Genomic DNA, 11,177 nt, shown 5'->3' with positions numbered 1-11,177 from the left:
GTTCAGTATTGGTGACAGACCACCACAAGTATCCAACCTCAATTCTGTTCACAAGACCATCGTTGATGTTCTCGGCGAGCGATACCGTCGAATTTATTCTTAAAGTAGGTGCGGAATGACGGTTGGAGAATACTTTCAAAAAATAATTATAAACAGGGTATTGCCAGTGCAAAAAAATATTTTTTCCACTGCCCTACGCGGGAGCAGATTCGATAAACGGTGGGGTTAGCGAGATAACGCAGTGAAAAATGCTGTCCCCGCCAGAGAGGAACCTGACGGGGAAGGGAAAAAAGCCTGAATTAGCCGCGCGTGGCGGCTTTCATACGGCTGACAAAATCATGCAGTTTTGCCAGCATCACTTCTGGCTGATGACGATGTTGCTCAATGATACGTACGATGGCTGAGCCTGAAATAGCACCAGCGGCACCGGAAGCGATAGCCTCTTTTACCTGAGAAGATTCGGAAATACCAAAGCCTTGCAGAGACGGCGCGGCGTGATATTCCGTCAGCGTGGCTATCAGGTGGTGCAACGGCAGTTCAGCGCGCTTCTCCGCGCCCGTCACGCCTGCACGCGACAACAGATAGGTATAACCACGGCCATGAGAGGCAATCTCTCTGAGCAAGGAGTCATTCGCGTTAGGCGGGCAGATAAAGATGGGCGCAACGTTGTGTCGCAACGCGGCCGCGCGGAAGGGCGCAGATTCTTCAATGGCACGTCGGCGATCAACACGGAATCAACCCCTGCGTCAACACAGCGCTGATAAAAAGCATCAATACCGTTGCTGAAGACCAGATTGGCATACATCAACAGACCAATAGGCATGGTGGGGTGTTTTTGACGGATGGCCGCCAGCATCTCAAAACAGTGTCCGGGAGTCACTCCCGCCTCGAAGGCGCGCAAAGCCGCGGCCTGAATCGTGGGGCCGTCCGCCAGAGTATCGGAAAATGGGATGCCTAATTCTAACGCATCGGCACCGGCATCGATTAACGTATCAATAATCTGTAATGAGAGTGCCGGGGTTGGATCGCCCAAGGTGACGAAGAGTACAAAGACACCTTCCTGCTTTTCCGCCAACTGCGCAAATCGTTGTTGATAACGCTCCATCAGATCTCCCCCCGACCATTCAAAATATCGTGCACTGTAAATATGTCTTTATCGCCACGGCCAGAGAGGTTAACCACCAGCAGTTGCTCTTTCTCAGGCTCCTGACGAATCATCTTCAAGGCATGTGCCAACGCGTGGGAAGATTCCAGCGCTGGAATGATCCCTTCATGGCGGGACAATTCCTGAAACGCGTCGAGTGCTTCATCATTGGTAATAGAGACGTAGTCGGCGCGCCCGATGCTGTTCAGGTGGGCGTGCTGAGGGCCCACTGACGGGAAATCCAGCCCGGCAGAAATAGAGTAGGACTCCTCGATTTGGCCGTCGGACGTTTGCATCATGGGCGATTTCATCCCAAAGTAGATCCCGACGCGACCATGTTTCAGCGGTGCGCCATGTTGCCCGCTTTCAATACCCAATTCCGCTGGTTCAACGCCAATCAAACGCACCGGGGTTTCTTCGATGAAATCGGCAAACATGCCAATGGCATTGGAACCGCCGCCCACGCAGGCGATGACGGCATCAGGCAAACGTCCTTCGTGCTCCAGAATCTGCGCTTTGGTTTCTTCGCCAATCATGCGCTGGAATTCACGCACAATCGTCGGGAACGGGTGCGGCCCGGCTGCGGTACCTAATAGATAGTGAGCCTTGTCATAACTGCCGGACCAGTCGCGCAGTGCCTCGTTACAGGCATCTTTCAGCGTGGAGGAACCGCTGTGCACCGGGATCACCTCGGCCCCCATCAGACGCATACGGAACACGTTAGGTGACTGACGTTCAACGTCTTTGGCCCCCATATAGATGCGACATTTCAGGCCGAGCAGGGCACATGCCAGCGCGGTTGCCACACCGTGCTGTCCTGCGCCGGTTTCAGCGATGATCTCGGTTTTCCCCATGCGCTTGGCTAGCAGCGCCTGACCCAACACCTGGTTGGTTTTATGCGCGCCGCCGTGCAACAGATCTTCGCGCTTAAGATACAGCGTGGCGCGAGTGCCCTGGGTCAGGTTACGGCAACGGGTGAGCGCCGTGGGGCGACCGGCGTAGTTTTTCAGCAAATCGGTAAAGGCGGCCTGAAATTCAGGATCTTTTTGTGCGTCTATAAAGGCCTGTTCCAATTGTTGTAAGGCGGGGATCAGTATCTGCGGTACATACTGCCCGCCGAATTCACCAAAGTAAGGATTAAGTAACGTCATAATGTTCCTGTCTGTCCTAATCGAAAAATGAAAGCGTGTCGCGCCGTACTGTCCGGCGATTATTGCGGATAGAGTGGTGCAAAGGCGGCATGTATTTTCACCGCGTCTTTGATCCCGGGTTCGCTTTCGACACCTGAGTTAACGTCCAGTCCGGCGCAACCGAACTGTGCGGCTTTCGCGCTATTGAACACATTCACGCCCCCCGCCAGCAGAACGTTACTCAGATCGGCTTCATGCAATAAATTCCAGTCAAAACGCTCCCCGCTGCCACCTTGTCCGTTATCGAACAAGTAGCGATTCACTCCGGCAAAATCGCGTTTAGGCAGCTTTTTTTCAACGCTGAGCGCTTTCCAAATCTGGCAGGTGCCGGGCAGCAACGCGCGCAGCTCATCAATGGCGGTCTGGTTTTCGTTGCCGTGCAGTTGCACGGCGAACAATCCCAGGTGTCGGGCCGTCTGCACAATCTCAGCGGTGGGCGCGTTACGGAATACGCCAACGTAGCGCAACGGTGCACCGGACATTACCGTTGGTGCGAATTCCGGTGTCACATAACGCGGCGAGGAGGGCACGAAAATCAAGCCACCGTACACTGCGCCGGCGTTGTACGCCGCAGCGGCGTCCATGGCACGCGTGAGCTCGCACACTTTATTCTCACCCAGGATAAGACGGCGCACCGCCAACGACAGATTGGGCTCTGACATCAGCGAGCTGCCGACCAGAAAACCGTTAGCGTAGGCGCTGAGCTCGCGGATTTGTGCCGCGTTATGAATCCCGGACTCACTGATGACCGTAACATTTTTGGGCAAGCGCGGGGCCAGTGTGCGAGTGCGATCGAGATCGATAGACAGATCGCGCAGATCGCGATTATTGATACCGACCACGCGGGCTTTGAGCGCGATAGCCCGATCCAGCTCAGCCTCGTTACTCACCTCTGTCAACACGCCCATTTTCAGGCTGTGTGCCACCTGTGCCAACTCTCGGTATTCGTGATCGTCCAGTACGGAGAGCATCAGCAGAATGGCATCGGCCTGATAATGGCGCGCCAGATAAATCTGGTATTCCGAGATGATGAAATCTTTGCACAGCACCGGTTGTTTGACGACGGCGCTGATGCGCAGTAAAAAATCAAAACTGCCCTGAAAATATTTCTCATCGGTCAGCACCGAGATGGCGGAGGCGTAATCGCTGTAGACGCGAGCAATGGCCACCGGATCAAAATCTTCGCGAATCAGCCCTTTGGAAGGCGATGCCTTTTTGCATTCCAGAATAAACGCGGGCTTTTTATGTTTGAGCGCCGCATAAAAATCGCGCTGGCTAGGAACAAGATCCGCTTGAAAACTGGATAACGGCTGTGCTTGCTGGCGCGCAACAATCCAACTCACTTTATCCTTTACGATTTTACCCAGTACGGTCTTGTTCAGTTCTGATTCTTGCATAGCACCTTTACCCTCTGGCGGCGAGCGCTGTCACGCGCTGATAAGCCTGCCCGCTGTGAATAACATCCAATGCCTGCTGCGCGTTCTGGCGCAAATCTTCTTGTCCGAACAGACGCAACAGTAATGCAACGTTGGCGGCCACGGCATTTGCGTGCGCGCGTTCACCTTTGCCTTGTAACAGACGTGCCAGAATATCACGGTTTTCTTCGGGCAGCCCGCCCTGGAGTGCAGAAAGCGGGGCGCTCTCGAGACCAAAATCACGGTGGGTCAGCTCGTAGGTTTCCACCTTGCCATCGCGCAGTTCCGCCACCTGAGTAGGGGCGTGCAGCGCGACTTCATCCATACCGCCGCCATGCACGACGGCAGCGCGTTGATAGCCGAGCACACGCAGCGTTTCGGCGTGGGCGTCACCAGATGCGGACTGTAAACCCCAATCAGCGCCAGCGGCGGGCGCGCCGGGTTAATCAGCGGACCCAGCACGTTAAACAGCGTGAGGGTTTTCAGCAACTGACGTACTGGCATCGCGTGGCGAAATCCGGTGTGGTATTGCGGTGCAAACAAAAAGCAGACGCCCAGGTCGTCCAGCGCCTGACGTGATTGTTCAGGTGCCATATCCAGTTTAATGCCGAATGCAGACAGCAGATCGGAAGAGCCGGAACGGCTGGAGACGCTGCGGTTGCCGTGCTTGGCGACCTTCACGCCGCAACTGGCGACAACGAACGCGCTGGCCGTTGAGATATTGATGCTGTTGGTGCCATCCCCGCCGGTGCCGACGATATCGGCAAACAGGTAGTCAGGGCGTGGGAAAGGCTGCGCGTCCGCCAGTAAGGCAGCAGCTGCACCTGCGATCTCTTCCGGGTGCTCGCCGCGCACCTTCATGCTGATCAGGGCGGCTGCCAACTGTGCGGGCTCTAACTCGCCGTGCACAATCGCGCTGAACAGCGCCTGACTCTCAGCGCGAGAAATGGCCTGAGCGCCAAACAGTTTTTCCAGAATGGCCTGTTTTTCCAGTGTGGCATCAAGCGGAGCGGCGGTCAGCGTATTTACAGAAGCGTACATAATATATCCTTAAATGCGCGTTGTGGGTCGCGATAAGGATTATGCCAACGCCCACGCCAGCGTCTGCTCCAGCAGACGGGCACCGTGAGTGGTCAGGATAGATTCGGGGTGAAACTGGAAGCCGCAGACGCGATCGGCGTCGTGACGCACTGCCATCACCATGCCATTAAAATGGGCATTGACCGTGAGTTCATCAGGCACCTGACTGTCCACCAGGGAGTGGTAACGCGCCACCGGTAAGGGGTTAGGCAATCCCTGAAACATCGCCTGTCCGTCGTGTTCAATGGCCGAGGCTTTACCGTGCAGGATTTCACCGGCTTGACCCACGTGGCCGCCATAGGCTTCAACAATCGCCTGATGCCCCAGACAGACGCCAATAATCGGCAAACGACCGCGCAGTTGGGTTAACAGTGCAGGCATGCAGCCAGCCTGTGCCGGGGTGCCAGGGCCGGGCGAGAGCATCAGAACCGGTTTTTCCAGGGTTTTCAGGCGGGCAATGATGGTATCCACCGGCACCTGATTGCGGTAAATCACCACGTTATGGCCGCTGGCGCGCAGTTGGTCCACCAGGTTGTAGGTGAAAGAATCAATGTTATCGAGCAACAGGATATCGGCCATCAGAAGATCTCCTTGGCATGGTGAGCCGTGGCAATGGCGCGAAGCACCGCGCGCGCTTTGTTTCGGGTTTCGTCCGCTTCCGCCTGCGGCTGCGAGTCTAGCACCACGCCCGCACCGGCCTGAACGGTAGCGATACCGTCTTCAACATAGGCAGAGCGGATAACGATGCAGGTGTCCAAATCACCGTGAGCCGTGAAATAGCCCACTGCGCCGCCGTAGCTGCCGCGTCGCGTTTTTTCACTTTCGGCAATCAGTTGCATGGCGCGTACTTTTGGTGCGCCGCTCAGCGTGCCCATGTTCATGCAGGCCCGGTAGGCGTGCAGTACATCCAAATCCTTACGCAACGTGCCGACAACGCGGGAAACCAGATGCATCACGAAAGAGTAGCGATCCACTTTGGTCAGATCGGCCACGTAGCGGCTACCTGCTTCACAGATACGCGCCAGATCGTTACGCACCAGATCGACCAGCATCAGGTGCTCTGCCAGTTCTTTATGGTCAGTGCGCATTTCCAGCTCGATACGGCTGTCGAGATCGCGATCCAGTGAACCATCCGCGCGACGGCCGCGCGGGCGCGTACCAGCAATGGGGTAGATTTCGATCTGACGAGAATCAGCGTCGTATTTCAGCGAGCTTTCAGGCGATGCGCCAAACAAGGTGAAGTCCTGATCCTGCATAAAGAACATATAGGGGCTGGGATTGTTCTCTTTTAGCGTCTGGTACGCGGCCAGTGGCGATGGACATGGCAGGGAGAAGCGGCGTGACGGCACCACCTGAAAGATTTCACCAATGCGAATCGCTTCCTGCATTTGACGTACCACGGCACCGTATTTTTCGTCGCTCTGATTACAACTGAGCGTCATATCCACCAGCGTCTGGCATGGCAGCGCGGGTGCTGGCTGCTGCAACTGGTGCCCTAACTGTGCCAGACGATGTTGCAAGCGCTGACGTTCGGTAGCATCAGGCGTAAACAGGCTGGCCTGTAAATGTGTAACGCGCTGTTGGTGATCCAGAATCAACAAGGTTTCTGCCAGATAAAAACAGTAATCCGGGCAGCGTTGCTGTTGGCTAAGTGGCGGTAATGCTTCAAACCCGGCAACCAAATCGTAAGCAAACAGACCACCGAAGAACATTGCTTCCCGCTCATTAGCAGGGCTGGTTACCAGCGTTTGCAGCAGACGCAGTGCGTCAAAAACGGACAGCGAACGCAGACGCGCATCTTCGTCTTGAAGGGTATCAACTGCGGGGAAGGTTAATTCACGGCCGTTGGGGCGCACGGCGACATCGATATCTGCCGGTAACAGTTGGTCAAGCAGTGGCAGCAGTGTCGCACCGTTAGCAGTCAATGCCTGAATAGAGACCTGCTGCCCCAGTGCGGTGATACGAAGTGCGCTATCAATGATCAACAGGCTTTTCAGATCCTGTTTACTGTCAATTTCAGCGGATTCCAGCAGCAGCGTGGCCGGTCGGGCACCGCACAGCTGATGGAAAACAGCGCTCGGATTATCGCGATAAGCGGCTTCGATGCGCAGCAGTTCAAGCTGCGGCTTATCGGTGGATGAAGATATCGTTGCTGATGTTTGCATCGTCGCTACTCTGGTTGTCTTCTGTTCGTTTTATGTCGGTTTTACGTCATTGCACAGCAGTAAGTCATAAAAAAACCCGCCAATTAAGCGGGTTTAGAGATTTTGCATGTTGTGATAACAGCTATGCGTTAATACTCCACCCGCCACAGGGAAGAGCGCCACCAACCACCGGTTTTGAAGCTGCCGCGTAGGCTGCTATTTACCACTGCGAGAAAGTGCGTTGCTATTATCACATTTCCATCTATTTGCTGAACTTTCGTACTAGTTAACTAGTTCACGAGCGCGTTGTCAACAGGTTAATGCATTTTATTTTATCGGTACAGTACCGCAGTCGTGTGGTTCCCCTGCGGCGGTGTTTAATGGCATGATGTCCCGCGTCTCAGATCCCCTGAGCAGCATTAACAACCATAGGTGCCTGTGTGTCCGAACTTTCCGTTGCTCTGTCTCCCAGTCCGCTGTTTGATTTGCACAGCCACACTACCGCTTCGGATGGAGAACTGTCGCCCGGCGATCTGGTGCAACGCGCCGTTGAGATGCGCGTTGGTGTTCTGGCGATTACCGATCACGATACTGTGGCTGGCGTGGCTGCCGCGCAGCAGGTGATAGCCGCATTGAATCTGCCGTTACGGCTGGTGCCTGGGGTTGAGATCTCCACCCCGTGGGAAAACCATGAGATTCATATTGTCGGTTTAGGTATTGATCCCGAACACGTCGCCCTGACGCACCTGCTCGAACAGCAGAAGGCGCGCCGCTGGCTGCGTGCGCAGGCAATCAGTGAACGGTTGGAGAAGGCGCGTATTCCGGGCGCACTGGAAGGGGCACAGCGCCTTGCCGGAGAGGGCGAAATCACCCGTGGTCATTTTGCCCGTTTTCTGGTGGAGCAGGGCAAGGCCAGCAATGTGGGGCAGGTGTTCAAATCCTATCTGGCAAAAGGGAAAACCGGATATGTCCCGCCGCAGTGGTGTACAATAGCAGAAGCCGTTGATGTTATTCATCATGCGGGTGGTGTGGCGGTACTGGCGCATCCTGGGCGCTATGATTTATCTCCCAAATGGCTCAAGCGGGTGCTGGCCAGTTTTGTGGCAGCAGCGGGGGATGCGATGGAGGTAGCCCAGTGCCAACAAGCGCCGGACGAACAAACTCAACTGGCGCGTTACGCGCAGGATTTTCAGCTCTATGCCTCGCAGGGCTCTGATTTTCACCGTCCCTGCGCCTGGATAGAGTTGGGTCGCAAGCTCTGGTTGCCCGGCGGTGTAACGCCGGTGTGGCAACATCCCGTGCTGGCAGCACTGTCGTTGACCGTAGACGCGTTGCACCGCGACGGATGCGAAACGTCGCGCTAAATTCGATATTTAAGGACGTATCATGAGTCAGTTTTTTTATATTCATCCACAAAACCCTCAGCCGCGGTTGATCAATCAATCTGTTGATGTGCTGCGTAAAGGTGGCGTGCTGGTCTATCCCACCGATTCCGGTTACGCATTGGGATGTATGCTGGGGGAGAAAAATGCGATGGAGCGCATTTGCCAAATTCGCCATCTGGACAGCAACCACAACTTCACCATCGTGTGTCGCGATCTTTCCGAAATATCCACCTATGCCTATGTGGACAATGCAGCGTTTCGCCTGATCAAAAACAATACGCCCGGTAACTACACCTTTATTTTGAAAGCCACTAAAGAGGTGCCGCGTCGATTGATGAGTGAAAAGCGCAAAACCATCGGCCTGCGTGTGCCTTCTAACGAGATTGCGCTGGCGCTGTTAGAAGCGCTGAATGAGCCGCTGATGTCGACTACATTGATGCTGCCGGGCAATGATTTTGCGGAGTCCAATCCGGAAGAGATTCAGGATCATTTGGGCAAACGGGTGGATTTGATTATCCACGGTGGATTTCTGGGGCAAAAACCCACAACGGTGATTGATTTGACCGACTCCACGCCGGTTGTGGTGCGTGAAGGCACCGGTGATATCTCACCGTTTCAGTGATAAAAACGCACCCTGTGCCTTGTGTTCAGCTTTCAGGCTCCGACAGCGAATGGCACAGCGAAAATTGGGTAATCGGGTGCTGTTCCCAGCCTGCTTGTAAAAATAACGGGGTCAGCGCCTGTGGCACGGCGACAGGCGTTGAAATCCCCTCGAACTGCGCGGCCAGTGCCTGAAGTACCCGTCGTGCATGACCTTGCCGCCGGGCGGTGGGCATGACATAAAGCGCCCGCAACTGTGGCTTGGTAAACGCGGTGGCAACAATGGCGTAGGCATCATTGCCCCAGCGATATCCTTGTGCCGGTAGTGCAACCGTGCCCAAAGGATCGATCATCCAGGGTAACGCGTTATCAGGTGCTGCGATCATGCTGCCGATAACGGTGACCGGATCGCAACGCGTTAATGCTACCGTACTGTTCTCCCCAGTGGTGCAGCAAAGCCGCACAGGGTGTCTTGACGCGTAAACCCCATCCTGTCATACAAGGCTATTCCTGCCGCATTGCTGCTAATCACCTCAAGCCACAGGGCGCTATCCCCCCGTTGATGCGCTTCACGCAGCAGTTGCTCTAGCATCGCTGTTCCCAACCCGCCACGGCGCCAGCGTGGATGAATGGCAAAGGCGGCCAAGCGGCAACGCGAGCCGCGACGCACCATGATTGCCAGCGCCACCGGGTTATTGTTGGCGCTCCAGATGCGACTCTCGGTCAACGACAGACCCTCGGCGTTAAAACGCGTGGCAAAGGTCGGGCCATCGAGGGTGAAAGGGATCACATAGTCCGTGAAGCATTCGGTCAATATGGCGGCGAGCTGATGGCTGTCGTAGTGCGTGGCATCACGGCAGACCAGTGGTGATATCGATGTCATTGACGTTTCATATAGTGTCGGCGCTAGCGTATACGGTTCCCTGGAAACAGGATTATCGGTTGATATACCGTTGTACTCAAACAAGATGCGCTTTTTAGCCTAAAATTCATGTAGAATGATCGGCCACTCGCGCTACGGGTACGGCGATGTGGCGATAAACAGGGGGGGCGTTGCCCGAATTCCTCTGTTAAACAGATACTCATCAGTAAGTTATGCGGAAATTAACGTTAACTCATTGTTTTATCCGACGCCTGTGAAGGCGACACTCTGAGGCTGCTCAATGAGCGAAAAGTTACAAAAAGTGCTGGCGCGCGCTGGCCACGGCTCACGCCGCGAGATTGAAGGCATTATCCAGGCAGGCCGTGTGAGCGTGGACGGCAAAATTGCGACGCTGGGCGACCGCGTCGAGGTGACCAAGGCAACCCGCATTCGTATCGATGGTCACGTGGTTTCTGTTAAAGAAACCGAAGAAGCGGTCTGTCGCGTACTGATCTATTACAAACCAGAAGGTGAGCTTTGCACCCGCAGCGATCCCGATGGCCGCCCGACGGTGTTCGATCGCTTGCCGAAAATGCGCGGTTCGCGCTGGGTGGCGGTAGGGCGCCTGGATGTGAATACCTCCGGCCTGTTGCTGTTCACCACCGACGGCGAATTGGCAAACCGCTTGATGCACCCCAGTCATGAAGTGGAACGCGAATATGCGGTGCGTGTGTTTGGTGAAGTGGATGAGGATAAACTCAAACTGCTGACCAAAGGCGTACAGCTCGATGACGGTCCTGCATCATTCTGCACCCTGAGTTACAGCGGCGGTGAAGGATTGAACCAGTGGTATAACATCACGCTGACAGAAGGGCGCAACCGTGAAGTGCGTCGCCTGTGGGAAGCGGTTGGCGTGCAGGTAAGTCGCCTGATTCGTGTGCGCTATGGCGACATCCCATTACCAAAAGGGTTGCCGCGCGGTGGTTGGACAGAAATGCCGCTTGAGCAGCTTAACTATCTGCGTGAGCTGGTACAATTGCTGGCGGAAACGACCAGCAAACTGCCAGTTGAGCGTGAGCGTCGTCGGGTGAAAGCCAATCAAATTCGTCGTGCGGTAAAACGCCACGGTCAGGCCGGTCCTGCGCGGCGCAGTGCGCCAAAGCGTAACGGCTAAGTGTGATGTTAAAAGCGTGACGTTAAGGTAGTCGGTTTTACTCGGGGTGTGCCGTTGACCCTGTACACGATTCTGTGTAAATGCCTTTTCTCAGTAGTGACCGTCCAGACGATCACCGAACTCGATAATAAAGCGGCTCATAGCCATACGCCAGTCCCTCAGCGGCATCGTCCATTTTTGTGA

At 55.2% G+C, this 11,177-nt stretch carries 8 protein-coding genes, 3 pseudogenes and 1 other annotated feature; of the genes and pseudogenes, 3 read left to right on the top strand and 8 right to left on the bottom strand.

Going from position 1 to position 11,177, the window contains the following annotated elements:
• Window positions 1-299: 299 nt before the first annotated feature.
• The 6 genes and pseudogenes from trpA to ACTBDZ_RS10845 form a co-directional block, all read right to left on the bottom strand.
• Window positions 300-1,105 (bottom strand): annotated as a pseudogene (gene trpA / locus ACTBDZ_RS10870) (tryptophan synthase subunit alpha).
• Entirely contained in the window at window positions 1,105-2,298 is a 1,194-nt protein-coding gene (gene trpB, locus ACTBDZ_RS10865) for a tryptophan synthase subunit beta (RefSeq protein ID WP_438815319.1), read from the bottom strand. The pseudogene trpA and the gene trpB overlap by 1 nt, the downstream one beginning before the upstream one ends.
• 56 nt (window positions 2,299-2,354) lie before the next feature.
• Complete coding sequence (trpCF, locus tag ACTBDZ_RS10860) at window positions 2,355-3,731, bottom strand: bifunctional indole-3-glycerol-phosphate synthase TrpC/phosphoribosylanthranilate isomerase TrpF (RefSeq protein WP_438815318.1); 1,377 nt, start codon at window positions 3,729-3,731, stop codon at window positions 2,355-2,357.
• A gap of 7 nt (window positions 3,732-3,738) precedes the next feature.
• Window positions 3,739-4,736: pseudogene (gene trpD, locus ACTBDZ_RS10855) on the bottom strand (anthranilate phosphoribosyltransferase); the annotation flags it as partial.
• 102 nt (window positions 4,737-4,838) lie between these two features.
• Window positions 4,839-5,408 (bottom strand): annotated as a pseudogene (locus ACTBDZ_RS10850) (glutamine amidotransferase-related protein); the annotation flags it as partial.
• The gene (locus ACTBDZ_RS10845) at window positions 5,408-6,994 is read right to left on the bottom strand and encodes an anthranilate synthase component 1 (protein ID WP_438815317.1); all 1,587 of its coding nucleotides are present in this window, start codon (window positions 6,992-6,994) and stop codon (window positions 5,408-5,410) included. The pseudogene ACTBDZ_RS10850 and the gene ACTBDZ_RS10845, both read right to left, overlap by 1 nt.
• Before the next feature lie 66 nt (window positions 6,995-7,060).
• Window positions 7,061-7,164 (bottom strand) — a sequence feature (Trp leader region).
• A gap of 249 nt (window positions 7,165-7,413) precedes the next feature.
• Between ACTBDZ_RS10845 and rnm the strand changes: the two genes are divergently transcribed.
• Both rnm and ACTBDZ_RS10835 read left to right on the top strand, forming a co-directional pair.
• Window positions 7,414-8,337, top strand: coding sequence for an RNase RNM (gene rnm, locus ACTBDZ_RS10840; protein ID WP_438815316.1), 924 nt, complete (start codon window positions 7,414-7,416; stop codon window positions 8,335-8,337).
• Window positions 8,338-8,359: 22 nt separating this feature from the next.
• The gene (locus ACTBDZ_RS10835) at window positions 8,360-8,980 is read left to right on the top strand and encodes an L-threonylcarbamoyladenylate synthase (RefSeq protein ID WP_438815315.1); all 621 of its coding nucleotides are present in this window, start codon (window positions 8,360-8,362) and stop codon (window positions 8,978-8,980) included.
• 25 nt (window positions 8,981-9,005) lie between these two features.
• On the opposite strand, the gene ACTBDZ_RS10830 is transcribed toward ACTBDZ_RS10835, so the two are convergent.
• Both ACTBDZ_RS10830 and ACTBDZ_RS10825 read right to left on the bottom strand, forming a co-directional pair.
• Window positions 9,006-9,422 carry a hypothetical protein gene (locus ACTBDZ_RS10830; protein WP_438815314.1) on the bottom strand — a complete coding sequence of 139 codons (417 nt, stop codon included), beginning with the start codon at window positions 9,420-9,422 and terminating at the stop codon, window positions 9,006-9,008.
• The gene (locus ACTBDZ_RS10825; protein WP_438815313.1) at window positions 9,383-9,841 is read right to left on the bottom strand and encodes a GNAT family N-acetyltransferase; all 459 of its coding nucleotides are present in this window, start codon (window positions 9,839-9,841) and stop codon (window positions 9,383-9,385) included. Before ACTBDZ_RS10825 ends, ACTBDZ_RS10830 begins: the two co-directional genes overlap by 40 nt.
• Before the next feature lie 280 nt (window positions 9,842-10,121).
• Here ACTBDZ_RS10825 and rluB point away from each other — a divergent pair, with 280 nt between their 5' ends.
• A complete protein-coding gene (gene rluB, locus ACTBDZ_RS10820) occupies window positions 10,122-10,994 on the top strand; it encodes a 23S rRNA pseudouridine(2605) synthase RluB (protein WP_438815312.1) in 873 nt (290 codons plus the stop codon).
• Window positions 10,995-11,177 lie beyond the last annotated feature (183 nt).

Source organism: Symbiopectobacterium sp. (genome assembly GCF_051710365.1).
Classification (GTDB): Bacteria; Pseudomonadota; Gammaproteobacteria; order Enterobacterales; family Enterobacteriaceae; genus Symbiopectobacterium.
This window is presented reverse-complemented; position numbering and strand designations above follow the sequence as displayed.

Excerpts from the sequence above, each read along its gene's own strand:
- trpCF (WP_438815318.1), bottom strand. The coding sequence starts at position 3,731 with ATGCAAGAATCAGAACTGAACAAGACCGTACTGGGTAAAATCGTAAAG.
- ACTBDZ_RS10845 (WP_438815317.1), bottom strand. The coding sequence starts at position 6,994 with ATGCAAACATCAGCAACGATATCTTCATCCACCGATAAGCCGCAGCTT.
- ACTBDZ_RS10835 (WP_438815315.1), top strand. The coding sequence starts at position 8,360 with ATGAGTCAGTTTTTTTATATTCATCCACAAAACCCTCAGCCGCGGTTG.
- ACTBDZ_RS10825 (WP_438815313.1), bottom strand. The coding sequence starts at position 9,841 with ATGACATCGATATCACCACTGGTCTGCCGTGATGCCACGCACTACGAC.
- rluB (WP_438815312.1), top strand. The coding sequence starts at position 10,122 with ATGAGCGAAAAGTTACAAAAAGTGCTGGCGCGCGCTGGCCACGGCTCA.